27 protein-coding genes and 1 pseudogene are annotated in these 26,758 nt (G+C 73.5%); 10 read left to right on the top strand and 18 right to left on the bottom strand.

The annotated features are described in order from the left end of the window. Positions 1-200: 200 nt before the first annotated feature. From A6F73_RS28250 to A6F73_RS28270, 5 genes and pseudogenes are all read right to left on the bottom strand, one after another. Positions 201-1,295 (bottom strand): annotated as a pseudogene (locus A6F73_RS28250) (ATP-binding cassette domain-containing protein); the annotation flags it as partial. Between the two features lie 353 nt (positions 1,296-1,648). Continuing rightward, positions 1,649-2,215, bottom strand: coding sequence for a hypothetical protein (locus A6F73_RS28255; protein ID WP_063350347.1), 567 nt, complete (start codon positions 2,213-2,215; stop codon positions 1,649-1,651). A 332-nt stretch (positions 2,216-2,547) separates the two neighbouring features. Continuing rightward, positions 2,548-3,270: a heparin lyase I family protein gene (locus A6F73_RS28260; protein ID WP_063350348.1), complete on the bottom strand. Its 723-nt coding sequence runs from the start codon at positions 3,268-3,270 to the stop codon at positions 2,548-2,550. Positions 3,271-3,433: 163 nt separating this feature from the next. Further along, positions 3,434-4,837 (bottom strand): solute carrier family 23 protein, encoded by a 1,404-nt coding sequence (locus tag A6F73_RS28265; protein ID WP_063350349.1) that lies wholly within the window; start codon positions 4,835-4,837, stop codon positions 3,434-3,436. Between the two features lie 130 nt (positions 4,838-4,967). Further along, complete coding sequence (locus A6F73_RS28270; protein WP_244293531.1) at positions 4,968-5,921, bottom strand: helix-turn-helix transcriptional regulator; 954 nt, start codon at positions 5,919-5,921, stop codon at positions 4,968-4,970. Between the two features lie 191 nt (positions 5,922-6,112). Between A6F73_RS28270 and A6F73_RS28275 the strand changes: the two genes are divergently transcribed. The 4 genes from A6F73_RS28275 to A6F73_RS28290 all read left to right on the top strand — a co-directional run bounded on the left by A6F73_RS28275 (position 6,113) and on the right by A6F73_RS28290 (position 9,597). Then, positions 6,113-6,823, top strand: a complete 711-nt coding sequence (locus A6F73_RS28275; RefSeq protein ID WP_063350351.1) for a G1 family glutamic endopeptidase — start codon at positions 6,113-6,115, stop codon at positions 6,821-6,823. 179 nt (positions 6,824-7,002) lie between these two features. After that, on the top strand, positions 7,003-7,653 hold the full coding sequence (locus A6F73_RS28280) for a TetR family transcriptional regulator (RefSeq protein ID WP_063350352.1): 651 nt from the start codon (positions 7,003-7,005) through the stop codon (positions 7,651-7,653). 44 nt (positions 7,654-7,697) lie between these two features. Then, entirely contained in the window at positions 7,698-8,465 is a 768-nt protein-coding gene (locus A6F73_RS28285; protein WP_063350353.1) for an SDR family NAD(P)-dependent oxidoreductase, read from the top strand. A 91-nt stretch (positions 8,466-8,556) separates the two neighbouring features. Continuing rightward, on the top strand, positions 8,557-9,597 hold the full coding sequence (locus tag A6F73_RS28290) for an NAD(P)-dependent alcohol dehydrogenase (protein ID WP_063350354.1): 1,041 nt from the start codon (positions 8,557-8,559) through the stop codon (positions 9,595-9,597). Positions 9,598-9,691: 94 nt separating this feature from the next. On the opposite strand, the gene A6F73_RS28295 is transcribed toward A6F73_RS28290, so the two are convergent. Together A6F73_RS28295 and A6F73_RS28300 are read right to left on the bottom strand one after the other, a co-directional pair. Further along, positions 9,692-10,282, bottom strand: a complete 591-nt coding sequence (locus A6F73_RS28295; protein ID WP_063350355.1) for a lytic polysaccharide monooxygenase — start codon at positions 10,280-10,282, stop codon at positions 9,692-9,694. Between the two features lie 197 nt (positions 10,283-10,479). Then, positions 10,480-11,511: a medium chain dehydrogenase/reductase family protein gene (locus tag A6F73_RS28300; protein WP_063350356.1), complete on the bottom strand. Its 1,032-nt coding sequence runs from the start codon at positions 11,509-11,511 to the stop codon at positions 10,480-10,482. Positions 11,512-11,644: 133 nt separating this feature from the next. Here A6F73_RS28300 and A6F73_RS28305 point away from each other — a divergent pair, with 133 nt between their 5' ends. Further along, complete coding sequence (locus tag A6F73_RS28305; protein WP_063350357.1) at positions 11,645-12,310, top strand: TetR/AcrR family transcriptional regulator; 666 nt, start codon at positions 11,645-11,647, stop codon at positions 12,308-12,310. An 86-nt stretch (positions 12,311-12,396) separates the two neighbouring features. Here A6F73_RS28305 and A6F73_RS28310 read toward each other — a convergent pair whose 3' ends face one another. Then, entirely contained in the window at positions 12,397-12,759 is a 363-nt protein-coding gene (locus A6F73_RS28310) for a hypothetical protein (protein ID WP_063350358.1), read from the bottom strand. A gap of 179 nt (positions 12,760-12,938) precedes the next feature. Further along, positions 12,939-13,166: a hypothetical protein gene (locus A6F73_RS28315; RefSeq protein ID WP_063350359.1), complete on the bottom strand. Its 228-nt coding sequence runs from the start codon at positions 13,164-13,166 to the stop codon at positions 12,939-12,941. A 437-nt stretch (positions 13,167-13,603) separates the two neighbouring features. Between A6F73_RS28315 and A6F73_RS28320 the strand changes: the two genes are divergently transcribed. Both A6F73_RS28320 and A6F73_RS28325 read left to right on the top strand, forming a co-directional pair. Next, on the top strand, positions 13,604-13,807 hold the full coding sequence (locus tag A6F73_RS28320; protein ID WP_063350360.1) for a cold-shock protein: 204 nt from the start codon (positions 13,604-13,606) through the stop codon (positions 13,805-13,807). 352 nt (positions 13,808-14,159) lie between these two features. After that, complete coding sequence (locus tag A6F73_RS28325) at positions 14,160-15,602, top strand: DEAD/DEAH box helicase (RefSeq protein ID WP_063350361.1); 1,443 nt, start codon at positions 14,160-14,162, stop codon at positions 15,600-15,602. A 93-nt stretch (positions 15,603-15,695) separates the two neighbouring features. Here A6F73_RS28325 and A6F73_RS28330 read toward each other — a convergent pair whose 3' ends face one another. The 4 genes from A6F73_RS28330 to A6F73_RS28345 all read right to left on the bottom strand — a co-directional run bounded on the left by A6F73_RS28330 (position 15,696) and on the right by A6F73_RS28345 (position 19,146). Then, positions 15,696-16,574 carry an alpha/beta fold hydrolase gene (locus tag A6F73_RS28330; RefSeq protein WP_063351619.1) on the bottom strand — a complete coding sequence of 293 codons (879 nt, stop codon included), beginning with the start codon at positions 16,572-16,574 and terminating at the stop codon, positions 15,696-15,698. Between the two features lie 158 nt (positions 16,575-16,732). After that, positions 16,733-17,143 carry a hypothetical protein gene (locus tag A6F73_RS28335; protein ID WP_159398558.1) on the bottom strand — a complete coding sequence of 137 codons (411 nt, stop codon included), beginning with the start codon at positions 17,141-17,143 and terminating at the stop codon, positions 16,733-16,735. A gap of 195 nt (positions 17,144-17,338) precedes the next feature. Beyond that, positions 17,339-18,268: a glutaminase gene (locus A6F73_RS28340; protein ID WP_063350363.1), complete on the bottom strand. Its 930-nt coding sequence runs from the start codon at positions 18,266-18,268 to the stop codon at positions 17,339-17,341. Between the two features lie 176 nt (positions 18,269-18,444). Beyond that, on the bottom strand, positions 18,445-19,146 hold the full coding sequence (locus A6F73_RS28345; RefSeq protein ID WP_063350364.1) for a DUF3152 domain-containing protein: 702 nt from the start codon (positions 19,144-19,146) through the stop codon (positions 18,445-18,447). A 458-nt stretch (positions 19,147-19,604) separates the two neighbouring features. On the opposite strand from A6F73_RS28345, the gene A6F73_RS28350 reads away from it, so the two are divergent. Continuing rightward, positions 19,605-19,820 (top strand): heavy-metal-associated domain-containing protein, encoded by a 216-nt coding sequence (locus tag A6F73_RS28350; protein WP_063350365.1) that lies wholly within the window; start codon positions 19,605-19,607, stop codon positions 19,818-19,820. A gap of 96 nt (positions 19,821-19,916) precedes the next feature. Here A6F73_RS28350 and A6F73_RS28355 read toward each other — a convergent pair whose 3' ends face one another. Beyond that, positions 19,917-20,453 carry a DinB family protein gene (locus tag A6F73_RS28355; protein ID WP_063350366.1) on the bottom strand — a complete coding sequence of 179 codons (537 nt, stop codon included), beginning with the start codon at positions 20,451-20,453 and terminating at the stop codon, positions 19,917-19,919. 99 nt (positions 20,454-20,552) lie between these two features. Between A6F73_RS28355 and A6F73_RS28360 the strand changes: the two genes are divergently transcribed. Beyond that, entirely contained in the window at positions 20,553-21,527 is a 975-nt protein-coding gene (locus A6F73_RS28360) for a YafY family protein (RefSeq protein ID WP_063350367.1), read from the top strand. A 202-nt stretch (positions 21,528-21,729) separates the two neighbouring features. Here A6F73_RS28360 and A6F73_RS28365 read toward each other — a convergent pair whose 3' ends face one another. Continuing rightward, positions 21,730-23,064: a PLP-dependent aminotransferase family protein gene (locus tag A6F73_RS28365; protein WP_063350368.1), complete on the bottom strand. Its 1,335-nt coding sequence runs from the start codon at positions 23,062-23,064 to the stop codon at positions 21,730-21,732. Between the two features lie 188 nt (positions 23,065-23,252). On the opposite strand from A6F73_RS28365, the gene A6F73_RS28370 reads away from it, so the two are divergent. Beyond that, positions 23,253-24,026, top strand: coding sequence for an enoyl-CoA hydratase-related protein (locus A6F73_RS28370; protein ID WP_063350369.1), 774 nt, complete (start codon positions 23,253-23,255; stop codon positions 24,024-24,026). 182 nt (positions 24,027-24,208) lie between these two features. On the opposite strand, the gene A6F73_RS28375 is transcribed toward A6F73_RS28370, so the two are convergent. The 3 genes from A6F73_RS28375 to A6F73_RS28385 all read right to left on the bottom strand — a co-directional run bounded on the left by A6F73_RS28375 (position 24,209) and on the right by A6F73_RS28385 (position 26,686). After that, entirely contained in the window at positions 24,209-24,700 is a 492-nt protein-coding gene (locus A6F73_RS28375) for an HPP family protein (RefSeq protein ID WP_063350370.1), read from the bottom strand. Positions 24,701-24,861: 161 nt separating this feature from the next. Beyond that, positions 24,862-25,773 carry an immunity 49 family protein gene (locus A6F73_RS28380; RefSeq protein WP_063350371.1) on the bottom strand — a complete coding sequence of 304 codons (912 nt, stop codon included), beginning with the start codon at positions 25,771-25,773 and terminating at the stop codon, positions 24,862-24,864. Between the two features lie 124 nt (positions 25,774-25,897). Continuing rightward, entirely contained in the window at positions 25,898-26,686 is a 789-nt protein-coding gene (locus tag A6F73_RS28385) for a maleylpyruvate isomerase family mycothiol-dependent enzyme (RefSeq protein ID WP_063350372.1), read from the bottom strand. Positions 26,687-26,758: the final 72 nt, after the last annotated feature.

A 26,758-nucleotide genomic window follows, 5' to 3' on the forward strand; every position in this document is an offset into this window, starting at 1 on the left:
CGTGTCGCGACCCCGCCCGCCCAGTCCTGCCGGGCCCTGCCGCCGCCCGGGCACCCGCCCGCCCGCCGGGCGTGACCCTTCTCACCCGGAGGCCCCCGAGGGCCCCGATCGTGTGACCGGCGCCACATCCGGCCGTGTCGCCGGCGGGCGCACCGGCCCGCGCCCGCCGAACGGCGCGGCCCGGTGCGCGCCCGCGTCCGCTACGCGGGCGCGCCCTCCGCCAGCCCGCCGTCGGCCAGCCGCAGCCACCGCTGCACGCCGATCCCGTGCAGGAACCGCTCGTCGTGGCTGACCACCACGAAGGCCCCCCGGTAGGAGTTCAGGGCGCTCTCCAGCTGGGCCGCGCCCGCCAGGTCGAGGTTGTTGGTGGGCTCGTCCAGCAGCAGCAGGTGCGGGGCCGGCTCCGCGCACAGCACGCAGGCCAGGGTGGCGCGCAGCCGCTCGCCGCCGGAGAGCACCCCGACGGGCAGGTGGGCGCGGGCGCCGCGGAAGAGGAAGCGGGCGAGCAGGTTCATCCGCTCGGCCTCGGGCCGCTGCGGGGCGTACGCGGCGAAGTTCTCGGCCACCGTGCGCTCCGGGTCCAGCAGGTCGAGGCGCTGCGAGAGGTAGGCGGTGCGCCCCTCGGCCCGCCGCACGTCGCCGCCCTCGGGGGTGAGGTCCCCGCTGAGCAGGCGCAGCAGGGTGCTCTTGCCCGCGCCGTTGGGGCCGGTGAGCGCGATGCGCTCGGGGCCGCGCACCGTCAGGTCGACGCCCCGGCCGGTGAACACCTCCCGGTCGCCGAGCCGCACGCGCAGCCGCTCGCCGAGGAAGAGGGTGCGTCCGGCGGGCACGGTGGTGTCGGGCAGGTCCAGCGCGAGGCGCTGCTCCTCGCGCAGTGCGCGCCCGGCCTCGTCCAGCCGGGCCTTCGCCTCACCGACCCGCTCGGCGTGCATCTGGCCGGCCCGTCCGGCGGATTCCTGGGCGCCGCGCTTCATGGTGCCGGCGAAGATGCGGGGCAGGCCGGCGCTCTTCAGGTTGCGGGCGGCGTTGCCCTGGCGGCGTTCGGCGCGTTCGCGGGCCTGCTGCATCTCCCGCTTCTCGCGGCGCAGTTCCTGCTCGGCGTTGCGCACGTTCTTCTCGGCGGTCTCCCGCTCGGCCCGTACGGCTTCCTCGTACGCGGTGAAGTTGCCGCCGTGGAAGCGCAGTTCGCCGCGGTCGAGTTCGGCGATCCGCTCCATCCGGTCGAGCAGGGCGCGGTCGTGGCTGACCAGGAGCAGGCCGCCGCGGAAGTCGTCCAGGGCGTCGTGGAGACGGTGGTGGTTCGAGCAGACGACGAGAGCGCCGGACATGGAGGTGGCCTCACCGGGGGGCAGGGCGCGGCGCAGCAGACAGCCGGCGCCCGGGGGCAGACGGATGGGAGGAGGGCACGACGACGGGGCCACGCCGACGGTGCTTCCACGCACCGGTCGGTGGCCTGCCGGGTCCGGGACTCACCCGGAGATGTCGTCGTCCACCACCACGTCTGGTCTCCTCGGCATACGGACGGTCGAAGTCCGCGCAAGTGTAGCCACCGGCTGCCAGGCACGCACGGCATTTATCCGGCGGCCGCCATCCCTGTGCCACCGGTGATCGTGCTGCGCAGGAAGTCGGTGGGGTCGACTTCCTGTGCTCATGGGCGGGTGGCTTGGGCTGCTTGGGTGGCTTGGGTGCGGCAGTGGGTGAGGGCGCACTTGAGGCGGGGGTCGGGGTTGGTGGTGGTGAGGAGTTCGCCGGCGGTGGTGAGGGTGGTCCAGTAGGCGGTGGGGTCGCCGGTGCGGGGGAGGGGTGGGGTGGTGATGAGGGAGAGGTAGGCGGTGGTGAGGTTGCCGGTGGTGAACCAGCGGTTGAGGCCGTGGTGGTGGCCGGGTCGGATGTCGCCGTGGGCGTTGACGGCGGTGAGGAGGTGGTCGATGACGGTGCGTTGGGTGGGGGTGAGGGTGGCGGGGATGTCGAAGATGCCGAGGGCTTCGAGGAGTTCGCCGGTGTCGGTTTCGGAGTCGGGGCGGGGGTTGGCGAGGAGGGCGTCGTGGCAGTCGTCGAGGCGGCGGGTGGTCTCGGTGTGGGGGATGGCGAGGGCGAGGCAGACGGCTTGGGCGGCGGGTCGGGGTTGGTGGCCGAGGCGGGCGAGGAGGGCGTAGGTGGCGGCGGGGGTGGCGCCGCGGGAGAGGGTGTGTTTGGCGAGGTTGGTGAGGTGCATGGGTGGTGCGGCTTTCAGACGGTGGCGGGGGTGACGGGCGACGAAGGTGCGGGGCGGCGGGTTGTGAGCATGGCGGGTGCCTCAAGAAGGATTGTGCGGGGGAGTCCTGGTGGGGAGAAGGGCCGGGCTTGATCAGCCGATCGGGACCGGGGCGCCCTGAAGGAGAAGGGGGATGCCGTCGCCATGCTCCCAGGAGTCCCAGGCGTCTTCGACCGCTTGACCAGCGGTCGGGGCCGCGTCTGCACTCGTCGTCGTCGCCGTCCGCAGCGGCGAGTTCGGCGACGTCTGAAACCGCAGGCCCGGACCGCTCACCGGTCCGGGCCTGCGCGCCGTCACGAGCCGGCGGTGGCCGCCTCCAGCGTGGTGGCCATCACCGGGCTGGTGAAGGTGTTCGTCGCATCCCCCGTGGAGGGGTGGTAGGAGCCCCACTTGAGGTAGTTGCGGTCACCGTCCCAGGTGGTGCCCTTGAAGGTGTCCGAGCCGGTGGTGAAGGTCTGCTTCACGCCGTCGAACCAGAAGTCGATGGTGCCGTCGGTGCGGCCCAGGCGGATCTTCAGCGCGTACGAGTGCCACGTGTTGTTGGTCGTCTGCGCGGTCCACAGGGAGTGCGCGACGTGGTCGGTGTCCCACTCCTGGAGGCGGACGCGCCCGTTGACGATGTCGATCTCGATCGGGTGGTTGGCCGTGCCGGTGCTCGGCGAGCACTTGAGCTGGAAGACGTACCGGCTGTTGGTGTCCTTGATGTCCACCTTGGACGACCAGCCGAGGTAGAAGGTGTCGCCCTCCTTCAGGTCCGGGCTGAGCGTCTCGCAGCGCTCCTCGCCGGCGGCTTGGAAGGCCCGCCACACGCTGCCCTTGACGGAGTCCTTGACGACGCCGAAGTTGCCGGCCGCGCACTGGACCGCCTTGAACGAGGACGGGCCGGTGCTGGTGCTCGGCGTCCACAGGACCTTGCCCGCGTCGGCGGCGGAGGCCTGGCCGCCGCAGGTGAGCGCGAACGTGGCGAGGGCGGCGGCCGCGGCGGCGGTCTTGCGGCGCTGGGTCAGAAGGGACATGCCTCTCCCGGGGGGATGAGTGGCGCGGGGCGGGGGACGGGTGTACGCGGCGATTCGACCACCGCCCGGCCCGTCCGGCCAGACGGAACGGCCGACGGAAGAGCCTTTTCGGACACTTCCGCCGGCCGTCCTGTCGACCTGAACCCGAACCCGGGCCCGTCCGTTACGGGTTGCGCGGCCCCTCAGCACCCTCGGAGCCCTCGTCGTAGGAGGAGGTGCCCTCGTCCAGCAGCGGCTCCTGCGTCTTGAGGTGCGCGGGGGCCAGCGCCCGCAGCGTGTGGTAGCCGGTGATGACGACCAGGGTGCCCAGCGCGATGCCGCTGAGGCTGAAGGTGTCGGTGAACTTCAGGGTGACGTTGCCGATGCCGATGATGATGCCCGCGGCGGCCGGCACCAGGTTCAGCGGGTTGCGCAGATCCACCTTGGACTTGATCCAGATCTGCGCGCCGAGCAGGCCGATCATGCCGTACAGGATGACGGTGATGCCGCCGAGCACCCCGCCGGGGATCGCGGCCACGACGGCGCCGAACTTCGGGCAGACGCCGAACAGCAGCGCGAAGCCGGCCGCGGCCCAGTAGGCGGCGGTGGAGTAGACCCGGGTGGCGGCCATGACGCCGATGTTCTCGGAGTAGGTGGTGTTCGGCGGGCCGCCGAGCGCGGTGGAGAGCATGGAGCCGACGCCGTCGGCGGAGATCGCGACGCCGAGCTTGTCGTCCAGCGTCTGGCCGGTCATCTCGCCCACGGCCTTGACGTGCCCGGCGTTCTCCGCGACGAGCGCGATCACCACGGGCAGGGCGACCAGGATCGCGGACCACTGGAAGGAGGGGCCGTGGAAGTCGGGCAGGCCGATCCAGTCCGCCTTGCCGACGCCCGACAGGTCCAGGCGCCAGTGGTCGGTGAGGTGGCCGCCCGCGTCCACCGAGTGGATCTTGCCGAAGACCCGGTCGAACAGCCAGGAGATCCCGTACCCGAAGAGCAGCCCGAGGAAGATCGCCACGCGCGACCAGAAGCCCCGCAGGCACACCACGGCCAGACCGGTGAACAGCATCACCAGCAGCGCCGTCCACTGGTCCTGCGGCCAGTAGGTCGACGCGGTGACGGGGGCGAGGTTGAAGCCGATCAGCATGACGACCGCGCCGGTCACGATCGGCGGCATCGCCGCGTGGATGATCCGCGCCCCGAACCGCTGGACCGCGAGGCCCACCAGGAACAGTGCCGCGCCCACCACGAACACCGCACCGGTCACGGTCGCGCTGGTGCCGCCCTGCGCCCGGATCACCGCGGCCACGCCCACGAAGGACAGCGAGCAGCCGAGGTAGCTGGGCACCCGGCCGCGGGTGGCCAGCAGGAAGATGATCGTCGAGACGCCGGACATCATGATCGCCAGGTTGGGGTTGAGCCCCATCAGCACGGGCGCCACGAAGCTCGCGCCGAACATGGCCACCACGTGCTGGGCGCCGAGCCCTGCCGTGCGGGGCCAGGAGAGCCGTTCGTCGGGGCGGACGACCGCCCCCGGCGCGGGCGTACGCCCGTCACCGTGCAGCTTCCAGCGCACGCCGAGATCCATGGTGGGGGTTCGCTTTCTCTGTACTTCCGGTGAACTGTCCGCACCATTCTCCCGGTCACCGGGCCTGCCGCGCGCACCCGGCCCGGCCTTGACCTGCGCACTCACGCGGCCCGGGGGCGGCGCAGCCGGCTCACAGCAGCTCGGCCCGGGCGGCCTGGATGCCCGCCTGGAACCGGGTCCGGGCCCCGAAGCGGTCCATCAGCTCCCGCACCCAGCGCTGCACCGTCCGGGTGGACACCCCCAGCTGGCGGGCGATCGACTCGTCGGTGAGCCCCGCCGCGAGCAGCGGGAGCAGTTGGCGGTGCCGGTCCTCCGGATTCTCCTCCGGCAGGGCGGGCAGCCGCATCGCCTGCGCCCAGTACAGCTCGAACAGTCCGGCGAGCGCGTCCAGCAGGGTGGAGGGCCGGATCAGCAGCACGCTCTGCAACTCGGTGCCCGCGCTGACCGGCAGCAGCGCCCAGCGGTCGTCCAACAGCGCCAGCTTCAGCGGCAGTTCGGTGTGCACCCGGGCCTGCTCCCCGGCCGTGGCGAAGGAGTGGATCTCCGCCAGGCGCTCCGGATCGCGCAGCACCCGGCTGTGGTACACCACCCTGGTCGTCACCCCCCGTGCCAGCAGGGCCAGTTCGGTCTGCGGATCGCTGCGCCGGATGTACGGGGGCCGGTCCAGGACCCGCAGCCGCTCGCGCACCCCGAACTGGAGGGTGCGCCACAGCTCGGCGACCGATCTGCGCCCGCAGATCACCTCGACCGGCGCGTCGGAGCCGGTGCCGTCCCGGCCCTGCCGGTAGGTGCGCATCAGCTCGCCCATCCGGCCCCGGGCGCGCCGCAGTTCGACCTCGCGCCGCAGCAGCAGCTCCTCCACCGCCACGTCGGGCGGCACCGCCGCCCAGGCCCCGGCCGCGCAGGCCTCCACCAGCCCCTGCGCGGCCAGCGAGACCAGTGCCGCGAGCACGATCGAGGCCTGGAGGTTCATCTGGGCGGCCAGCCACTGCGGGTCGGCGGCCTGGACGCCGAGCAGCCGCAGGTAGAGCTGCTCCTCGACCGCGCCGAGGCCGAGTCCGCCGAGCATGCCCGTCCCCGACACTGCGTCCTCCTCGTCCTGCACCGCCAGTGGACGAGCCGACTGTGCGCCACTCGGTGCCCGAAATCAAGGGATTGATCGGGCGACATGTTCCCGCCATGTCGGGTTCCTGCCCACGCGGCTCCCTTCCCGGCCCGCCCGCGGCGCCCGCAAGCTGGGCGGCACCCCCTCAACTCCCAGTGAAGGAGCCCCCCATGGCCCTTTCCCGCACCGGCCGGCTCGTGCTCGCCGCCCTGCTGGCCCTCCCGGCCGCCGCGGCCGCGACCCCCGCGACGGCCACCCCCGCCACCCACGCCGCCGCGCACGGCTACGGCTCCGCGCACCGGTTCGGCCACGGCGCCCGCTACGACGGCGGAGTCTGGGGCGGCTACGTCGCCCAGGGCAGCGGCTTCCAGAGCGTCTCCGGCTCCTGGACCATGCCCGCCGTGCAGTGCAACACCGCCAACGACCTGTTCGCCCCCTGGGTCGGGATCGACGGCTACGGCTCGCAGACCGTCGAGCAGACCGGTGTCCAGGCCGACTGCTCCAGCGGCTCCCCGGTCTACTCGGCCTGGTACGAGATGTACCCGGCCCCGCCGCAGTACTTCAGCGACCCGGTGGACGCCGGTGACAGCTTCACCGCCTCGGTGGTCAACAGCGGCGGTTCCAGCTACGCCCTGCAGATCACCGACAACACCAAGGGCTGGACCGAGACCACCACCCAGCAGCTCGACGGCCAGAACGTCAGCGCCGAGGCCGTGATCGAGTCCCCGAGCCAGAGCTACCCCTCCTTCAGCCGCCTGGACTTCTCCGGCGTCACGGTCAACGGCCAGGTCTTCGACGGCTACTCCCCGCAGGCCATCGACAGCGGCCCCTACACCGAGACCCCGCTCAGCAACGGCTCCTTCGCGATAGTCCCCGCCTGACCCGCCCCGCCTGACCCGCCCGGCCTGACCCGCCCGGCCTGACCCGTTCCACTCGACCCGCCTGCGAGCCCGTCTGCGAGCCCGCCCCGGCCCCCGCCTTCCCGTGGGGGCCGGGGCGGGCTCGTGTCCCAGAGGGACTCATGTCCCAATGGGACATTTCCGGGTGTACGGTGGCTCCCGTGACCACCGAGAAGGCCGAGCACACTACCGAGGGACGGCGTGACCGCAAGGCGCGCCGCACCCGCGAGTCACTGGCCGCCGCCGCCCTCCAGCTGGTGCTGGACCGCGGCCTGGCCGCCGTCTCCGTCGAGGACGTCACCGACCGGGCCGACGTCTCCCGCCGCACCTTCAGCCGGTACTTCGCCTCCCGCGAGGACGCCGTGCTGGACTGCCTGCGCGCCGACTTCGGCCGGATCAACGCGGCGCTGGCGGCCCGCCCCGCCGCCGAGACCCCGGTGGCCGCCTACCGCGCGGCGCTGCGGATCTGGCTGGGCGACGAGCGGGACCCGGCCTGGCACCGGCGCCCCGGTGTGCGGGAGCTGTTCGGCCTGATCGCCGCCGAGCCCTCGCTGACCGCCGCCTACCGGCGGATCTGCGTCGACGAGGAGGAGGCCTCCATCCGGATCGCCGCCGCCCGCCTCGGCCTGGACGCGGAGTACGACCTGCGCCCGGCCGTCGCCGTCGGCCTCGGCGTGGCGGCCCTCCAGGCCGCCTCCCGCGCCTGGGTCCGCCACCCCGTCGGCGCCGACGAGCCGGATCTGCCCGACCTCGTGGAACGGGCCTTCGACCTGCTCGCCGCCGAACCGCCCCCCGACGGCCCGGCGGCCTGAACCACCGCGCCCACCCGGCGCACCCGCACGAAAGGACGTACGCCATGACCGGCACCGACCACCCCCAGGAGTTCACCGGCAAGGCCGCACTGGTCACCGGTGGCGCCTCCGGCATCGGCCTCGCCGTGGCCCGCCGCCTGGCGGCCGGCGGCGCGGCCGTCGCCGTCGCCGACTTCGACCTGGAGGGCGCCCGCAGGGCCGCCGCCGAACTGGAGGCCGCCGGCGCCCGGGCCCTGGCGATCGGGACGGACGTCACCGACCCGGAGTCGGTGCGGGCCGCCGTCCAGGCCGCCGTGGACGGCCTCGGCGCCCTGCACCTGGCCGTCAACAACGCCGGCATCAGCGGCGCGAAGGCCCCCACCGGCGCGTACGAGCCCGAGCAGTGGCGCCGGGTCCTGGCCACCAACCTCGACGGCGTCTTCTACTCGCTGCGCTACGAGATCCCCGCCATCCTGGCGGCCGGCGGCGGCGCCGTCGTCAACATGGCCTCGATCCTGGGCACCAACGGCTTCGCCGGCTCGCCCGCCTACGCGGCCGCCAAGCACGGCGTGGTCGGCCTGACCAAGACCGCCGCCCTGGAGTACGCCGCGCAGGGCGTGCGGATCAACGCCGTCGGTCCGGGCTTCATCGACACCCCGCTGCTGAGCGCGGCCGACGAGGAGGCCCGTCAGGCGCTGGTCGCCCTGCACCCGGCCGGCCGGCTCGGCCGCGCCGAGGAGGTCGCCGAACTGACCGCCTTCCTGCTCTCCGACCGGGCCTCCTTCATCCATGGCAGCTACCACCTGGTCGACGGCGCCTACGCGGCCCGCTGACCGGCCCGCTGCCCAGGCCCGTCCGGTGGCCGGGGCAGCGCAACCGGGGGGACAGTCGAGTCCGGGGGCAGAGAGAGGGAGTCCGAAACCCATGAAGGCAGTCCAGTACCGCAGCGTCGGCGCCGCCCCCGAGGTGGTCACCGTCCCCGATCCGGAGCCCGGCCCCGGCCAGGTCCTGCTCAAGGTCACCGCGGCGGGGGTGTGCCACTCCGACATCGCCGTGATGAGCATGCCCGCCGAGCGGCTGTCCTTCCCCCTGCCGCTCACCCTCGGGCACGAGGGCGTCGGCACCGTGGCCGCGCTCGGCGCGGGCGTGACCGGCCTGGCCGAGGGCGAAGCGGTCGCCGTCTACGGGCCGTGGGGCTGCGGCAACTGCGCCAAGTGCGCGGAGGGCAAGGAGAACTACTGCCTGCGCGCCGCCGAACTGGGCATCCGCCCGCCCGGCCTGGGCGCCCCCGGGGCGATGGCCGAGTACATGGTGGTGGACAGCCCCCGGCACCTGGTGCCGCTCGGCGGCCTCGACCCGGTCCGGGCCGTGCCGCTGACGGACGCCGGCCTGACCCCGTATCACGCCATCAAGCGTTCGCTCGGCAAGCTGACGCCCGGCAGCACCGCCGTGGTGATCGGCACCGGGGGCCTGGGCCACGTCGCGATCCAGCTGCTGCGCGCGATGACCGCGGCCCGGGTGATCGCCCTGGACGTGACGGAGGAGAAGCTCGCGCTGGCCCGCAGCGTCGGCGCGCACGAGACGGTCCGCTCCGACGCCTCCGCGCCCGCCCGGGTGCGCGAACTCACCGGCGGCATCGGCGCCCAGGTGGTGCTGGACTTCGTCGGCGCCCCGCCCACGGCAGCCGCGGCCGGCGCGATGGTGGCGGTGGAGGGCGACGTGACGATCGTCGGCCTCGGCGGCGGCACCCTGGCCGTCGGCTTCGGCGCCCTGCCGTACGAGGTCTCGGTGTCCTCCCCGTACTGGGGCACCCGCGCCGAGCTGATCGAGGTCCTCGACCTCGCCCGGGTCGGCGCGGTGGACGTGCACGTCGAGACCTACGGGATCGACGAGGCGCCGCTCGCCTACGAGCGTCTGCACAGCGGCCGGATCAACGGGCGCGCCGTCATCCTCCCCAACGGCTGACGGCTGACGGCTGACGGCTGGGGCCCCGGTCCCGCCGCCCCTGGTCGGGGGCGGCGGGACCGGGGCCGTCAGTACGGTGCAGCGGTCAGGACCGTCAGAACTGGACGTCGGTGCAGGAGTAGAAGGCGTTTCCGGTGTCGGCGACGTCCCAGACCGCCACCACCACCTGGTGGCCGGTGCGACCGCTGGGGAGGGTCGCGGTGTGGGTGGTGGTGGCGGCGGGCTGGCGGCCGTTGTAGGGGACGGTCAGGAAGGGGGTGAGGTCCAGGCTGCCCCGGGTGATCGGCTGGCTCGCGTCGTAACCGGGCTTGGTGAGGTAGTACCTGAAGTTCGTGGTGGAGTGCCGGGCCTCGATGTACCAGGTGAAGGTGAGCTGCTGGCCCGCCGTCACCCGGGTGGTCGGCCAGGTGCCGTTGCGCGGGTCGTCCAGCGGGGCCCAACGGGCGTCCCCGCCGGCGCAGATGGTGCCGTCGGCCGGGCCCCGGCCGGGGAAGCCCTTCGGGCCCTCGACGCTCTGCGGTTCCCACTGGATGTCGCCGCAGTCCCACGGCACCCCGCCCGCTCCGCAGAGCGCGGACCGGCTGGGCGGCAGGTTGATGTAGCCGTGCGACTGGGCGGGCAGGGCCAGCACGAGCGGGAGCGCGATCGCGGCTGCGGCCGCGACGGTGAGATGACGTTTGCGCATGGTGCTCCTCCGTGGGGGTGGATGGAGTGTGCGCCCGACGTAGGGCGCGCGCGTGGGGGCGCGGCCGAAGATCGTGGCATGCCTGCGTCAGGTCGGTGCTGACACCGTAGAAGCCCCCGTCCGGGCCGTCAATGGTCTGAACCATTGCCGGGTCATTGCCAGGCCATTGCCGTGCCCCGCGCCCTCGCGCCCGCAGGTCAGGGAATCAGGACGATCTTGCCGCTGACGGTCCCGGACTCCGCCAGTCGCAGGGCCTCGGCCGCCCGGGCGAGCGGGAGCCGGGCGGCGATCCGGGCGGTGACGTCGCCGCGGGCGACGGCGGCGAACACCTGGGCGAGGTCGGACCGGAGGCGGGCGCGGAAGCGGTCCCGGCCGAGGGCGCGGCCCGCCCAGATGTTGTAGAAGTGGGCGCGGCGGCCGTTGGGCAGGGTGTTCCAGAGCCAGGTGCGGGCGAGGATCTTCAGCACCGGCCACTGCTTGGAGCCGGTGTCGTCGCGGGTGGAGGCGCTGCCGTAGGCGACGAGCGTGCCGCCGGGGGCGAGCAGGTGCCAGGAGTCGATCACGCTGCGCCCGCCGACGTGGTCGAACACGGCGTCCACCCCGCCGGGCGCCAGCTCCCGGACCCGGGCCGTCACGTCCTCCGTGCGGTAGTCGACCGGGGTCACGCCGAGCTCCCGCAGGGCGTCGTGGTGCCGCGCGGACGCCGTGCCGATCACCTGCACGCCGGCCGCGCGTGCCAGCTGGACCAGGACGGAGCCCACCCCGCCGGAGGCGCCGTGCACCAGGATCCGCTGCCCGGCGCGCACCCGTGCCCGGCGGTGCAGCAGCTGCCAGGCCGTGATGCCGTTGACCACCACGGTCTCCGCCTCGGCCGCGGTGAGGCCGTCCGGGACGGGCACGGCGTCGGCGGCGTCGACCGCCACGTGGCTGGCCCACCCGCCGACCTTCATCAGCGTGGCCACCCGCTGCCCGGCCAGCCCCGGGTCGACGCCCTCGCCGGTGGCCAGCACCCGGCCGACCAGGTCGTAGCCGGGGACGAACGGGAACGGCGGCTGGTCGTAGTACCGGCCGCGGCGCATCTGCTGCTCGGCGAACGAGACGCCGCTCGCCTCCATGGCGATCAGGACCTGCCCCCGGCCGGCCTGCGGCACGGCTCCGTGCCGGATCTCCAGGCCCTCCGGCGCCACGATGCCCGGCAGTACGACCTGGACGAGGCGTTCGGTGTCCATGACGCCCTCCTTCTCGATAGATGTTATTGCCTTCGTTAGAAGTTATAACGGCAGGCGTCGGTGAGAGTCAAGAGGGAGAGTGATAGCCTCTAACGAGATGGTGATGTCATCGTCGTGAGGTCTGGAGGCGGCCATGGGTGCGTCGGATGTGAGGACTCCCCGGGAGCGCTACCGCGCCCAGGTGCAGGAGGAGATCAAGGAGCGCGCCTGGGAGCAGATCGCCACCGCCGGGGCCTCCGCGCTGTCCCTCAACGCCATCGCCAAGCGGATGGGCATGAGCGGCCCGGCCCTCTACCGGTACTTCGCCAGTCGCGACGAGCTGATCACCGAACTCGTCCGGGACGCCTACCGGAGCCTCGCCGACGCCTTCCAGGCCCGGGCCGCCGCGGGTGCTGACCTGGCCGGACTGGCGCAGGCCCTGCGCCAGTGGGCCCTGGACGACCCCCAGCGGTACCTGCTCGTCTACGGCACCCCCGTGCCCGGCTACCGGGCGCCCGAGGACACCACCCGGATCTCCGTCGAGATCATGGCCGTCCTGCTCGACGCCTGCACCGCCGAGCTGTCACCGGCGGAGCAGTCACCGGCCGTGTCGCCGTCCCTGTTCGACGCCCACCTCGCCGAACACCGGGCCTGGGCCGGGGAGCACCCGGCCCCGCCGGCGGTCCTCCACCTCGCCCTCGCCGTCTGGACCAGGCTGCACGGCGTGCTCTCCCTCGAACTCGCCGGCCACTTCACCGGCATGGGATTCGACCCCGCCCAGCTCTACGCCGCCGAGCTCCGCTCGCTCACCGGCCGCTGACGGCGCGGCGCAGGCCCGTGTTCACGGACAGGGCCCCGGGCGGCCGTGTGGCGCGCCCGGGGCCTGTCGGAGGTCAGGCTCGGAGGTCAGGCGTCGGAGTAGCTGAGGTCACCCACCGTCCAACTGCTCACGTCCTCGATGGCGATCCGGTACATGCCGCCGGTGTGGGGCAGTCCGAAGTCGCCCTGGAGGATCCGCGCCCGGTGCAGGTGCAGGTGCGTCGGCCGTGCGGGCACGCTGGCGGAGGGCGGGGAGAAGAGGGCGGCGAACGGCTTCAAGTGCTGTGAGGTGTGCAGGACTTCCGACACCCGCTCGAACCAGAGGGCCATCGGTGCGAGCCGGCCGGTGATGACCGCTCCGGGGACCACCACGGTCAAGGACATCTGGTTGCTGTGCTCGGACTCCACCATGGCGGCGATGTCAACGAGGAGCTCATCAGAGTTCGACATGCACCCAGACTATTGCGCCGCCGCCGGCTTCGGTGGCGTCGTGCACGGTTCGGTGCAGGCCGGGCGCGTGACCGTGCGCGCGGCCTGTCCTACGGCCTACGCACGGTCCGGCGTCCTGGGGAAGGTCTCGTGGATCTTTCCGGGGCCCGGGCCCTGGTGTCCCGGGAGGGAGCCCCGGGTCAGAGCTTCCACATCTCGGCGTACGGAGGGGTGAGTCGCTCCTGGCGGGAGCCGAAGTCGACGAGGACCGCGATGTCGCTGCCGTCCTCGACGTCGACGACCCGGCCGAGGCCGTGCTTGTCGTGGGTGACCCGGTCGCCCGCGGCGAACCGCTTGCGGGGCACCTCGGCCGGGGCTTTGAAGGGACTGGTGGGCAGGTGGCGCCGGACTGCCGGTGATTTCGTCATCCCGATCAGTATGCTCCGAAAAACCGGGGAGCGGACCCTTCCGGAGGGCCGGAACCCCGCCGGGTGACAGGGCAGGACCAGCCGGCCCCGGCTCGGCGGACCCGCCCGGCCCGAAAAATTTACCCGCCCGACCGGGCCCCGCCACCGACCTCCCAACTGCCCTGGCGGCGCCACCCGTTGCCGATCCCGTCGGCGGGTGAGCCGCCCCCGTGGGGGAGGGGTCGGAAAGACCGGCTGCGGAACATCCACCGCGACGAGCCAGGGCCTGCTACAGTCGATTTAGTTGCAGTAGTGGTTCCCATGAACTTTGTGTGCGCCTGCTGATGTATTGCAGGCGCATTTTTTGTTTTCCGGCTCTTTCCCCGGCGGGTGCTCATCGCGGCGACTCGACGTCCGCACGGTGCGGACTTCGTACGTCTCTCGAAGGAGATTTTTTTATGGCTACTGGTACCGTGAAGTGGTTCAACGCGGAAAAGGGCTTCGGCTTCATCGAGCAGGAGGACGGCGGCGCTGACGTCTTCGCCCACTACTCGAACATCAACGCCCAGGGCTTCCGTGAGCTGCTCGAGGGCCAGAAGGTCGAGTTCGACGTCACGCAGGGCCAGAAGGGCCCGCAGGCCGAGAACATTCGCCCGCTGTAGTTCTCTGCCACGGCACTCGCCTGGTAGCGAGGGGCCCGCACCGTGCACTACGCCCGGTGCGGGCCCCTCGGCCGTTCCACCCCCCATCGCCTCCGGCCGTCCTGGCCGCCAGGCCGCCCCGGCCGTACCGGGCCCTGTGGATCCGCCTTCGGCCGTCGTCCGCCGTCCCGCGCGGGCCGTGTTGCGCCGACCGCGCACCGGCGCCCGCCCACCGGTGGCTGCACCGTCCATGCCTCGCCCGGCCGCATCGTCCGCGCCCCGCCCGGCACATCTCCGGCCCGTTTCTTGTGATCTCCGCGCGCCCGCGCAGCGGAGCCGACCTCGCGACGTGCCGTCCTGAGGAAGGTTCCGTATGAACCGCTCGAACCGCCCGTCGCACCGCAGCCCGCACCGCCGGACCGGAGGCCCGAACCGGGCCCAGGGCCGCTCCTCCCAGCAGGAGTTCGAACTCCCGGCCAGCACCACCCCCGCCCTGCCCGCCGTCGAGTCGTTCGACGAACTGGACATGCCCGCGGCCCTGTTGAAGACGCTGACCCGCCAGGGCGTCACCTCGCCGTTCCCCATCCAGGCCACCACGCTGCCGAACTCGCTGGCCGGCCGCGACGTGCTCGGCCGGGGCCGCACGGGCTCCGGCAAGACCATCGCCTTCGGTCTGGCCGTGCTGGCCCGCACCGCCGCCCGTGCCGCCGGCCGCAAGACCGAGCCGGGCAGCCCGCTGGCCCTGGTGCTGGTCCCCACCCGGGAGCTCGCGCAGCAGGTCACCGAGGCGCTCACCCCGTACGCGCACTCGGTGCGGCTGCGGATGGCGACCGTGGTGGGCGGGATGTCGATCGGCCGCCAGTCCCAGGTGCTGCACCGGGGCGCCGAGGTCGTCGTCGCCACCCCGGGCCGGCTGAAGGACCTGATCGAGCGCGGCCACTGCCGACTGGACGACGTCGACATCGCAGTCCTGGACGAGGCCGACCAGATGGCCGACCTCGGCTTCCTGCCGCAGGTCACCGAGCTCCTCGAACAGGTCGCCGAAGGCTGCCAGACGCTGCTCTTCTCCGCGACCCTGGACCGCAACGTCGACCGCCTGGTGCGCCGCTTCCTCAAGGACCCGGTCACCCACTCGGTGGATCCGTCGGCCGGAGCGGTGACCACCATGGAGCACCACGTGCTGCATGTGCAGAACCACGACAAGAACACCCTGATCGTCCGCATCGCGGCCCGGGACGGCGGGGTGATCATGTTCACCGACACCCGGGACCGGGCCGACGCGCTGGTCGAGGACCTGCTCGCCAACGGGGTGAAGGCCGCGGCCCTGCACGGCGGCAAGTCCCAGCCCCAGCGCACCCGGACCCTGGAGCAGTTCCGCACCGGCCAGGTCACCGCGCTGATCGCCACCAACGTCGCCGCGCGGGGGATCCACGTGGACGGCCTCGACCTGGTCGTCAACCTGGACCCGCCGGTCGACCACAAGGACTACCTCCACCGGGGCGGCCGCACCGCCCGGGCCGGCGAGTCCGGCACCGTCGTCACCCTCGTCCTGCCCAGCCAGCGCCGCCAGATGGCCCGGCTGGCGGCCACCGCCGGGATCGCCCCCACGGCCACCCGCGTCCACTCCGACGACGACGAACTCGCCCGGCTCACCGGCGCCCGTGTCCCGACCGGCATCCCCGTGACGATCCCCGACCCGGTCGTCGAGCGTCCCCGCCGCTCCGCCCGGGGCGCCGTCGGTGGTGGCCGCCGCCGTCCTGCCGGCGCTGCCGCCGCCCGTCATCCGCGCTCCGTGAAGTCCGCCGCGCGGTCCTGACCCGGTTCGCGCCGGTCCCGGTGCGAACCGGCCCGGTACGACGGCCCCGTGCTCCCCGCCCCGACGGGCGGTGGAGCACGGGGCCGCTCGCGTTCAGGCCCGGGGCGGGCCGCCTTCCTCGGCGAGGAGGAAGTCGAGGGCCGGCCGGGTCTGGTCCCTGAGCAGATGGCCGACCTCGGGGAGGAAGGTGACCGAGACCCGGGGTGCGGCCCGCTGGAGCCGGCGGCGGGTGCCGTGGGAGTCGATGAGCCGGTCGCGGCCACCGATGGTGACCTGCACCGGCATCTCCAGGCCCGCCAGGTCGCCGTCGGTGACGACCGGCAGCCTCTCCCGGCGCGGCCGGAAGTGCTGGTGGATGAGCAGCACGTACTCGCCGAAGGCGCGTTCCTTGGCCGTGGGCGGGACGGGGGTGGGGGCGGGGCCCAGGGCCAGTCTCAGCATCGTGCGCCGCCCCCAGTCCCCGAACGGCAGCACGAACAGCGCGGCGACCAGCACCCCCCGCTTCTGGCGGCCGATCCCGCAGGGGCAGCGCAGCGCCAGCCGGTCCACCCGCTGCGGGCGGCGGATCGCGTAGTCGAGTGCCAGCAGCCCGCCCAACGACGTCCCCACGAAGGCGGCGCGCTCGACGTGCAGCGCGTCCAGCACGTCGTCGAGCCACAGCGCGTGCGCGTCGGAGTGCAGTTCGGGGCGCACGGGGGCGCTCAGACCGGGCTCGCCGATCACGTCGACGGCGTAGACGCGGAAGTGCCGGGCCCACAGGGCCACGTCGTCCGCCCACATCGCCGCGTTCGCCCCGGAGCCGTGCAGCAGGACCAGGGGCGCCACGTCCTCGGGGCCGCAGGCCAGGACGAAGGTCGAACCCTGACGGGTGGGGACGTGCAGCCGTTCGGCGGGCACGGGCCAGCGGTCCAGGAGGGCGGTGTACTCCCGGGCGAGGACGCGGGCGCCCTCGTCGGAGGTGTAGATGGTCATGCCGTACTCCACTCGCTCGATAGGGTGGTATCTATCCTTAAACTACTGCGAGGAGTGAAGTAAAGGTAATTTTAGGGAGTGATGGGGAGTGCTGCCTCAAGCGGAAACGACTCCGGCCCGGCCGCCGTGGGGGCGACCGGGCCGGGAGGCGGGAAGGCTCAGGAACGCTTGGGCGGCAGCACGGCCAGTGCGAGGAGGAGCACCAGGACGCCGCCGCAGGCGTTCCAGAAGCCGTTCTCCAGATTGCCGATCCCGAGCGAGGTCGGCTTCAGCTCCCGCCCCTTCTGGTACACCCAGAGCACGCCGGTGACCACCGCGACCACGGCGGCCAGGAGCAGGCCCGGGCGTGAGCGCACCAGCAGCGCCAGCACCGCGATCGCCGCGGCGACGGCCAGCAGCAGGAACATCGACATGCCGGTCGACGTGGTGCGGGTGGGTGACATGCCCCGGAACAGGTCGGCGACCGGTACGGACCTCGGATCGCTCTTGGCGTACCAGGGTTGGAACGAACTGAGCACCAGCCCTGCCGCGCCGGCCAGGGCCAACAAGCTTGCTACGGCGGTTCGCATGGGACGGGACCCCCACTTTCCTCTTGGTCGTATGCCTCATGGCCGGCCGATCGTCATCACGATCGGCGCCCCCGCCTGGAGCATGCCATGGACGACCGGCCGGTCGGTGCCCAACAGCCGGATCAACGCCACAAGTTAGGCGACGGACGGGTGCGGCGCGCGAGCCCTCGGAACGCCGGGGCGGCAGCCGACGGGTCAGAAGATCGAGCAGCCGGAGAGGGTGGTCAGGGCGTCCAGGGCGGTGACCGCGGCCACCGAGTTGCCGGCCTGGTCCAGCCGGGGGCCCCAGGCGCAGACCGCGGCCCGCCCGGGCAGTATGGCGAGGACGCCGCCGCCCACGCCGCTCTTGCCCGGCAGCCCGACCCGGAAGGCGAACTCGCCCGCCGCGTCGTAGGTGCCGCAGGTGAGCAGGACGGCGTTGACGCGCTTGGCCTCGCTGCGCGACATCAGCCGGGTGCCGTCGGTGCGCACCCCGTAGCGGGCCAGGAAGGAGCCGGCCAGGACCAGGTCCCGGCAGCTGGCGGACACCGCGCAGTGCGCGTAGTAGTGGTCGAGGACGGTCTCGACCGGGTTCTCCAGATTGCCGTGGCTGGCGATGAAGTGGGCCAGGGCGGCGTTGCGGTGGCCGTGTTCGGCCTCGGACGCGGCCACGACCGGATCGGTGTCGAGCAGCGGGTTGCCGGACTCCCGGCGGAGGAACTCGCGGACCGCCCCGGCGGCGTCGCCCGTCATGGTCTGCAGGCGGTCGGTCACCACGAGCGCGCCGGCGTTGATGAACGGGTTGCGCGGGATGCCGTGCTCGCTCTCCAGCTGCACCAGCGAGTTGAAGGGATTGCCGGACGGCTCCCGCCCCACCCCGCGCCAAACCGTGTCCCCGCCGTGGGCCAGGGCCAGCGCCAGGGTGAACAGCTTCGAGACGCTCTGGACGGAGAACGGCTGCTCCCAGTCCCCGATCCCGTACAGCTCGCCGTCGACGGTGGCCACCGCCATGCCGAAGGCGTCCGGGTCGACCGTGGCGAGGGCCGGGATGTAGTCGGCGACATGCCCTTGGTCGCCCGTCGCCCGCGCGGCCGCCGCCGCGGCATCCAGCAGCAGCCGGTAGTCGAGCTTCTCTCCGGCGGGCATACCGTTCAACGCTGTTCCTCCATGAGCACGATCAGGACCACGACCTGGTCCGATACAGGATTATCCGTGCTCCGGGGTGTGCGAAGGATCGTCGGTGGCGGCGTGGGGCCGCTTCACGGCGGGCCGCTTTGCGACCCAAAAGGCAATCAAGTCATATTCTTGACCGGGTTCATCCGTCAGGGGGCGGAGGTGGGGGCCTGGACGGGCGGGCCGGTGAGGAGGGTGCCGGTGTCGGAGTAGGGCCAGCCGTTCGGGACGCAGCCGTGCAGGCCCTTGATCTGCTGCATCATCACCGGTGCCGGCTCGCCCGCGCCCGGGCAGTCGACGTGGCCGTTGCCGAGGACGTGGCCGACCTCGTGGTTGACGGCGAGCGCGTGGTAGAGCTCGGGCTTGCCGACGTAGAACTCCGACAGCTCCGTCCAGCGCTTGAGGTTGATGACGACCTGGTGGCCCACACCGCAGTTCACCGTGCCGCCGGTGTCCAGGCCGTACTGGCCGCAGATCCGGTCGGTGGTCTCCGGGGTGGCCAGGTAGACGGTGAAGTCCACCGGGTCGGCGGGCATGCGCTGGAAGGACGCGGTGCCACCGGCGGCCCAGCCGTGCTGGACGTTCCCGAGGACGGCGTCGACCTCGGCGGCGAACTGCCCGGGGCTCTCGGCGATCCCGTTCTCCGCCCGCACCTTGTAGCGGTACAGGTGCTCGCCGGTGCCGAAGCGGGGCGAGCCGCCGGCGGCCGTGGTGAACTCCATCGGCTTCGGCCCGTCGCCCGGGGCCCACGGGTGCCACCACAGCAGGCCGCCGGTCACGGCGCCGGCCACCACCAGGGCGAGCGCGCCGTGCCAGAGCCTCAGGCGCCGGAATCCGGTGAACTTCCTCATCGGCTGCCCCCGGTTGCGAGGCGCGCCCTCGCTCCGGTGGTCGGGTCGGGTCCGGTGGACCCGCCGGGTATGGAGGTGTGGGGCGTCGGGGTGGGCATGGCGGTGACAGGCTCCTGGGCGGGTTCGGTCGGGATCAGACGAGTCTAGGCGGCGTTCGAACAAGTTTCGGACGAGTCCAGACGGGTTCGGACGGGGTTCGGTCGCGGAAAGGAAGGGCGTTATGGGGAGGAACGGGCGAAAGCGGACCACCGGTTCAGCCGGTCGATGACGGCCCGTCGGTCGCGCGGCCCGATCGGTTCCCGGAACCACTCGAAGGTGCCACCCGTGCGGCGTGTCCCTCGGCGTCGGCGGCGCTTTCCGCTGTCGTGGTGCACGTTGATCATCGGCCGCGTCCGAGCGGGCCCGGCCGGGCTTCCCCACCCCACCTCACCCCACCTCACCCCACCGGAGGCACCGCCATGTCCATCACCACCGTCCTCACCGTCGACGGCATGAGCTGCGGCCACTGCGAGAAGACGGTCAGCGCCGGGCTGGCCGCCCTTCCCGGCGTCACCGAGGTCAGCGCCGACGCGCCGACCGGCCGCGTCACCGTGGCGTCCGCGCAACCGCTCGACGACGCCGTGCTCCGTGGCGCGGTCGGCGGGGCCGGTTTCACCTTCGTCGGCCGGGGCTGACCCGCCCCCGGCAACCGACCGAGCGGGAGGGCCGGCCCCGGGCCGGTCCGGCAGATCCGCCGGACCGGCCCCGGGCACCCGGGCCGTAGACCGGCGTCAGCCCATGCTCTTCGCGCCGTCCAGGGCCTCGCGGATGATGTCGGCGTGGCCCGCGTGCTGGGCGCTCTCGGTGGCGATGTGCATCAGCACCCGGCGGGCCGACCATTCGGCGCCGGCCTCGAACCAGGGGGCCTTCGGCAGCGGCTGGGTGGCGCCCAGGTCGGGGAGGGTGGCGACCAGGTCGTCGGTGCGGCGGGCCACCTCGGCGTACTCGGCCAGGACGCCGGCCAGCGTCTCGCCGGGCAGCAGGCGGAACTCGTCGGCGCGGCGGGCGAAGTCGGCCTCGGTGAAGCTGCTGAAGTCGGGCATCGCGGACGGGCCTTCCACGATGAAGTCCACCCAGAACCGCTCGACCGTGCTCACGTGCTTGATCAGGCCGCCCAGGCACAGTGCGCTGACGGTGGTCCGCAGGCCGGCCTGCTCGTCGGTGAGGTCGCGGGTGGTGAAGCGCAGGAAGTGCCGCTGCTTGGCCAGGGCCGCCAGCAGGTCGGCGCGCTCGCCGGTGGCGGTGCTGTTGTTCGGGGTCGTGGTCATGGTGGTGGCCTTCCGTTCGGTTCCTGCTCCTTCGGACAAGGTCCACGCTAAACGCGATAGCGGCCACTTTCTGTCCTGAATTCCGGGATGATGGGAGTCATGGCGAACACCAGCACCCGGACGCTGCGACTGCTCTCCCTGCTCCAGACCCACCGTTACTGGCCCGGCGAGGAACTGGCCGACCGGCTCGGGGTCTCGATCCGCACCCTGCGCCGCGACATCGACCGACTGCGTGAACTCGGCTACCCCGTGGAGGCGCAGCGCGGCGTCGACGGCGGCTACCAGCTCGCCGCGGGCGCCGCGCTGCCCCCGCTGGTGATCGACGACGAGGAGGCGGTCGCCCTGGCCGTGGGCCTCCAGGCCGCGGCGGAGAGCCCGGTGGAGGGCATCGCCGAGGCCTCGGTACGGGTGCTGGCCAAGGTGGTGCAGGTGATGCCCGCCCGGCTGCGGCGCCGGGTCGAGGCGCTGCGCGCGGTGACCGTACCCGTCGGCGGGGGCGCCCCGGCCGGGTCGGGCGTCGACCCGGACCGGCTCACCGTGGTCGCGCTGGCCTGCCGGGACACCGAGCGGCTGCGCTTCTCCTACACCGCCGCCGACGGTCGGCACGCCGAACGGCAGGTCGAACCGCACCGGCTGGTCTGCCTGCACCGCCGCTGGTACCTGGTCGCCTACGACCTCGACCGGCAGGACTGGCGCACCTTCCGGCTCGACCGGCTGAGCGCGCCGCAGGGCGGCGGCGTCCGGTTCGGGCCCCGTTCGCTGCCCGCCGCCGACGCCGCCGAGTTCGTCCGGGCCGGTCTCAACGGCGTGCCGCGCCCGTACCGGGTGACGGCGCTGGTGGACGCCCCGGCCGCGACCGTCCGCGCACGGGTCGGCCGGTGGGGCACCGTCGAGGAGGTCGACGCCGGGCGCTGCCACCTGGAGATGACCGCCGACTCCCTGGACTGGCCGGCCATGGCGCTCGGCTCGCTGGGCGCGGACTTCCGCGTCCTCGGCCCGCCCGAACTGCTCGACCTCGTCGGGGAGTGGGGCGCGCGGTTCTCCCGGGCCGCGCGGGGCGGCGCGGGGGAGTAGGGAGCCGGAGCAGGACGTCGGAGCAGGGCGTCGGAGCAGGGCGTCGGAGCAGGACACCGGAGCAGGACGTCGGAGCAGGACGTCGGAGCAGGGCGTCGGAGCGGGACGTCGGGCGGGCCGACTTCTCGTGCGGGTGGTGCTGCGGGTGCGGCGGGTCGGTCCCACAGCGGGCAGGCCTGCGGGCCGTGCGCCGCGAGAGTCCTCACGGCGGGATCGCCTCGACGGCCGCGCGCAGCCGCCCCAGCACGCCCGCCAACGCGTCCAGCGGCGGCGTGGCCAGCGCCAGCCGGACGGCCCGGGGGCGGTGCGGGCCGGTGGCGAAGGCGTCCGCCGTGGACACCAGGATCCCCTCGCCCGCGAGGACGGCCGCGACCTGGTCGGGCCGCTGGTGCTCCGCCAGGCCGAGCCACACCAGGTACGAGGCCGGGTGCGCCGTGACGTCCAGGCCGGCCAGGGCGGTGGCGGCGATGCGCTGGCGGGCGGCGGCGTCTGCGCGGCGGTGCCGCTCCAGGCGGGCGACCGTGCCGTCCGCGAGCCAGCCGGTGGCCAGCGCCGTCACCAGCCCGGGCGCACCCCAGGCCGCGGCGCGCAGGCTGCTGGTCGCGGCCCGCAGCAGGCGCCCGGGCAGCACGGCGAAGCCGAACCGCAGGCCCGGGGCCACGTTCTTGGACAACCCGGCGACGTAGCAGGTGTGTTCGGGCGCCAGCGCGTGCAGCGGCGCGGGCGGCGAGGTCTCCAGGAAGGCGTATGTGCCGTCCTCGATCAGCACGCAGCCGCGGGCGGTGGCGATCGCGGCCAGCCGGTCGCGCTGCGCCCGGTCGAGCACCCAGCCGAGCGGGTTGTGGACGGTGGGCATGGTGTACACCGCGCGGACCGGCCGGGCGCGGCACAGCCGCTCCAGCGCGTCGAGGTCCGGTCCCGTCGCGGTGACCGGGACGGGCGCCAGGTCGAGGCCGTGGGCGGCGGCGAGCAGCTTCACCCCCGGGTAGCTGAGCGCGTCGACGGCGAGGACGTCGCCGGGCCGGGTGAGCGTGCGCAGCACGCAGTCGAGCGCCTGCTGCGCCCCGCTGGTCAGCAGCACGTTCTCCGGGGCGGTGTCGACGCCGCGCCCCAGCAGGTACCGGGCCACCACCGCCCGGTCGTGCCGGTGGCCGCCTGGCGGGTGCTGGCGCAGCAGCGCCTCGGCGTCGCCGGAGGAGGCGAGTGTGCGCAGGGCCTGCCGGAGCAGGTCCCCCTGCCCGGGGGCCAGCGGCTGGTTGAACGACAGGTCCGCGACCCGGGGCACCGGGAGGGCGCGCGAGGGCTCGATCCCGTCGTAGCCGGAGCGCGTCCGGACGAAGGTCCCCCGGCCCTGTTCCCCCACCACCAGCCCGGCGGCGGCGAGTTCGGTGTAGACGCGGGTGGCGGTGGCTAGGGCGATCCGCCGCTCGCGGGCGAGCGCCCGGTGGGTCGGCAGCCGGGTGCCGGCCGGGAGCGCGCCGGAGCGGATGGCCGCCGCGTACTCGTCGACGATGGCCTTGTAGGAGGGCGGTCGCATGCGGCACCTGCCGTCGTGGGGCGATGAGGGTCCAGGGTGTATCCAGGACAATAACTGGATTGTCCTGGAGGGTTGTTCCTAGCCTCGGTGCCGTCCGCAACCGGGCGGGCGCCGTGGGGGCGCCCGCCATCGCGCGGGCGTCCGCCGGGTTGCGGGCGTCCGCGCCCAGGCGAAACGGAGCACCCGGCATGACCGTCCGCAGCGAGCGGGACCAGCACGTCGTCACCCTGACCATCGACCGGGAGCAGAAGCTCAACGCCCTCGACTACCTGACCATCGACGCGCTGCTCGCCGAACTCGACCGCGTCGACGCCGACGACACCGTCCGAGCGGTCGTGCTGACCGGCGCCGGGCAGCGGGCGTTCAGCGCGGGCGCCGACATCCCGTCGCTGGCCGGGAGCATCGCGGGCGGGCCCGAGCGGGCGCTGCGCGAGGTCGTCCGGCGCGGCCACGCGCTGACCCGGCGGATCGAGGAGTTCCCGAAGCCGATCGTCGTCGCCGTCAACGGCCTCGCCTACGGGGGAGGGTGCGAGCTCACCGAGGCCGCCCCGCTGGCCGTCGCCGCCGAGCACGCGACCTTCGCCAAGCCGGAGATCTCGCTCGGCTTCCCGCCGCCGTTCGGCGGCTCCCAGCGGCTGCCGCGGCACGTCGGACGCAAGCGCGCCCTGGAGCTGATCCTGACCGGCGACCCGATCCCGGCCGCCCGCGCCGCCGAGATCGGACTGGTCAATGCCGTCGTCCCGGCCGGCGAACTGCTCGACGCGGCACGGGGCCTGGTCGACCGGATCGTCCGGCACGCGCCGACCGCGGTGTCCGCCTGCCTGCGGGCCGTCACCCGCGGCATCAACCTGCCGATCGACGAGGGCCTCGCCGTCGAGGCGGCCTGCTTCGCGGCCACCGTGCCCACGGACGGGGTGCGGGAGGGGCTCCGGCGCTTCCTGGACCGCCCGGCCGCCGGCTGAGACCGGCTCGCGCCCCTGGTGCCGGTGGTTCCGGGCTGGACTCGGCGTTCTTCGGCCAGGACGACGGCAACGCGGACGGCCGGGCCATCCGATCGGATGACCCGGCCGTCGCGGCTCACGGGCGCGGCTGGCAGTCGCGGCTCACAAGGGGGGTGCTCAGCGCTTATTGGGGGCGTGCGCGCTCACCAGGACACCGGGTAGCGGACGGGGTGCCCGCCGATCCGGCCGGGGAGGAGGCCGATCGCCACCAGGATGCCGGTCGAGAGGACCAGCAGCGGCAGGAACGGCAGGGCGGGCGGGGCCTGGAGCACCACGACCACGGCGCTCGCGACGGCCGGGGAGTGGGAGAGGTGGGTGAGCATCATCGCGCCCAGTGCGAGACCGGCGGCTATCGCGGCTCCCCAGGCGGTGCTGCCGGTGACCGCGAGGGTGGCGTAGCCGATCAGGGCGGACAGCAGTTGGCCGCCGACGACGTTGCGCGGCTGGGAGATCGGAAGCCCGGGGGCGCCGTGCACCAGGGCGGCGCTGGCCGCCACCGGCGGGATCAGCAGCGGTTGGTGGACCACCATGCCGATTCCGGCCAGCAGGAGCAGGGCGCCGACGGCGAAGACGGAGGCCCGCAGGGCGTGCAACGGGTGCGGCCTGGTGGTGTCTGCGGGCTGTGAGGTGGGCATGCGTGGGCGACTCCGGATGGGTGACGGGGGACCACGGGATGATAGGCGCACTGTCGCTCGAAAGGTGGGATGTTTCGTCTGTTGGACAACCACTGAACACTCCGTGGACGGACAGGCAGGCGGACGGACAGGCAGGCGGACGGGCGGCTTCGGTGGGGCGGTCAGAGCGACGGGGGCTGTATGAGCGTCGCCGGGAGGTAGCCGGAGGAGAGGCCGAGCTGCCAGCCGTGTGCCTGGACGGCGAGTGCGGCCAGGGCGATCGGGATGACCGGGAGCAGGCTGCGCGGGGCCGCGTCCGGAGCGCTGCTCTCGCGGTGCTGGTCGAGGCGGGCGGCGAGGGCCCGCTCGAAGGTGCTCTGGTCGTCGTCGAGCAGGACGCGCAGCAACTGCTGGTCCGGCGTGAGCCGACCGGCGGCGTCCAGCGCCCGGGCGGCCGCGGTGCGCTCCTCGGCGTCCGGTTTGCGCAGGGGCACGGGGCCGGGGGCGACCCAGGGTGAGACGGCGGTCGGTACGACGTAGAGGTAGGAGCAGAGCGCGTCCAACTCGGCGAGGCTCGCCGGATCGGAGGTCGAGTCCAGGTCCGAGTAGGGCAGGCCCTTGCGGACCGAGGGCCCGTAGTCGTCCTTCAGCAGTGGGCCGAGCATGCGGTGGCGCTCCTGGATCAGGCCGCTGATCACGCACATCGCGAAGGCGTCGACCCAGGTGGCGGCCGTGGGGGCGAAGTCGACGGTGTCGCCGAAGCTGGTCTCTTCGCTGGTCAGCGTCTCGCCGATGAACGGGAAGGGGACCTCGAAGTCGCCGCGGGGGAAGCAGCCGAGGGCCAGCACGCCGAGGGAGCACTCGGCCGCGGTCTCCAGGATGACCCGGGCGGGGTAGCCGCTGAGCGGCCGGCCCCCCAGGGTGAGCGCGCCGATGTGGTCGAGGAGCTCCTCGCCCATCGTCCGGATCTCCTTGATGGCCAGGCGGCCGTAGTGGATCCGGTACCAACTGGCGAGGGCCCGGTCCTCGATGCCCTCCAGGGCCTGGGTGATCCGCTGGGGTGCGACCTGGTGGCGCGTGACGTCGACGTCCACGATCCGATGCCGCCTTTCCTTGATCGTCTGTTGACGGAACGGCACGCTAGCACCGGCCACCGACAGTCGATCACCCGTACGGGGGAGGGGTGGCGGCCCGGCCGCCGCCCCTCGTCCGGGCAGGTCAGAACGCCGAGTTGGCGCACCAGTGCGCGAGCAGTTCCTCGTCCCCATGCACGTCGAGGCGGGCGGAGGCCAGGTCGAGCCGGCCGTACAGGAGCAGCAGCAGATCGGCGGCGCTCGCGCGGACCGTCGCGTCGGCCTCCGGGCCCGGGCCGTCCGCGTCGAGCCCGAAGCCGTCGGGCCGCAGACGGATCAGCCAGTCGCCGCCCGCGGCGGTGGCGTTGCCGTCGGTGGCGTTGCCGTCGGTGCGGGTGAAGCGGATGGTGCGGTCCGCGCCGCGCAGTTCGGCGATCCCCGGGGCGAAGAAGGCGGCGAAGGGCAGGTTGGTGAGGAATTCGGACACACCGTCGGTGGCCAGCTCCGGGTCGAGCACCGGGGTGCGCCCGAGGGCGAGTTCCGCGTCGGCGCGGTGCACCAGGGTCTCGAACAGCATCCGCCGCACCCAGAAGCGGGCGTGCTGGTCGGCGCCCCAGGCCCACATCGGGGCGTCGAGGTCGGTCTCCGCGAACGCGGCGCCGGCCTCGGCCGCGGCCTCCGCCAGCCAGGCGGGGTAGCCGTCCGGCCCGGCGGGCAGCCGCAGGTCGACCTCGCGGCTGCGGGGCGGCTGCTGGATCCGCTGCCGGAGCAGGACGGTGAACCAGCGCTGCACGCTGCCGGTGTGGCGGGTGAGGTCGGTCAGTGTCCAGCCGGGGCAGGTGGGCACCGGGGTGGTCGGGTCGGCGTCCTGGAGGGCGGCGACGAGGCGGGCGGTCTCCGCGGCGACGGCGGCGCCGTGGTCGATGGTGGTCATGAGGGTGCTCGCTCGGTGTCGGGGTGGCGGGGAGAAACGGTCGGACCAGGGGAAACGGTCGGACGAGGGAGA

The sequence above is a fragment of the Streptomyces sp. MJM8645 genome (genome assembly GCF_001625365.1).
In the GTDB taxonomy this organism is placed as follows: Bacteria; Actinomycetota; Actinomycetes; order Streptomycetales; family Streptomycetaceae; genus Kitasatospora.